This is a genomic window from Planococcus sp. S3-L1 (genome assembly GCF_030063085.1).
In the GTDB taxonomy this organism is placed as follows: Bacteria; Bacillota; Bacilli; order Bacillales_A; family Planococcaceae; genus Planococcus; species Planococcus kocurii.
This window is the reverse complement of sequence record NZ_JASISN010000054.1, coordinates 1-722: the sequence shown is the minus strand read 5'-3', so window position 1 is coordinate 722 and position 722 is coordinate 1. Positions and strand designations below refer to the sequence as shown.

5 tRNA genes are annotated in these 722 nt (G+C 48.6%); all 5 read right to left on the bottom strand.

Annotated features, from left to right (window positions below):
- Positions 1-140 precede the first annotated feature (140 nt).
- Positions 141-214: transfer RNA gene (locus tag QMF37_RS18250), tRNA-Gly, on the bottom strand.
- A 21-nt stretch (positions 215-235) separates the two neighbouring features.
- Positions 236-312 (bottom strand) — tRNA-Arg (locus QMF37_RS18245).
- Positions 313-326: 14 nt separating this feature from the next.
- Positions 327-412, bottom strand: a tRNA-Leu gene (locus QMF37_RS18240).
- A 104-nt stretch (positions 413-516) separates the two neighbouring features.
- Positions 517-591: transfer RNA gene (locus QMF37_RS18235), tRNA-Gln, on the bottom strand.
- A gap of 8 nt (positions 592-599) precedes the next feature.
- Positions 600-675: transfer RNA gene (locus tag QMF37_RS18230), tRNA-Asp, on the bottom strand.
- Positions 676-722: the final 47 nt, after the last annotated feature.

The following is a 722-nucleotide window of genomic DNA, read 5'->3' as shown; positions in this document are numbered from 1 at the left end:
ACGAACACCGAGAAGGAAAACAACTTTGCTCTGATTGCCATAAGGCAACCTTCGCAAAAGCCGTTCTCGCACCGAAGTGCTCGTGACGTCTTTCGTTGACGTTTTGCTGTTCAGTTTTCAAGGTTCAGTTTTAAAAAAATTGGAGCGGGTGGGGGGAATCGAACCCCCATCATCAGCTTGGAAGGCTGAGGTTTTACCACTAAACTACACCCGCATTATTATAAGGAAGAAAATGTGGTGCGCCCGAGAGGACTCGAACCTCTAACCGCTTGATTCGTAGTCAAGTACTCTATCCAATTGAGCTACGGGCGCATTTCGAAAGTTTATGGTGCGGCCGAGAAGAGTCGAACTTCCACGGGATTTCTCCCACTAGGCCCTCAACCTAGCGCGTCTGCCATTCCGCCACGACCGCATTGAATTTCATTTTAGTGACAAAATCTATTGTACTTGATTGCCACCTTGATGTCAATGAGAAAATAATTTTTCTATTTTATCGTCGTTTTGGTTTAATACTAATGGCTGGGGTACCTGGATTCGAACCAGGGCATGACGGGATCAAAACCCGTTGCCTTACCGCTTGGCTATACCCCACTAAAAAATGGCGGTCCCGACCGGGATCGAACCGGCGATCTCCTGCGTGACAGGCAGGCATGTTAACCGCTACACCACGGGACCATTTGGTTGCGGGGGCAGGATTTGAACCTGCGACCTTTGGGTTATGA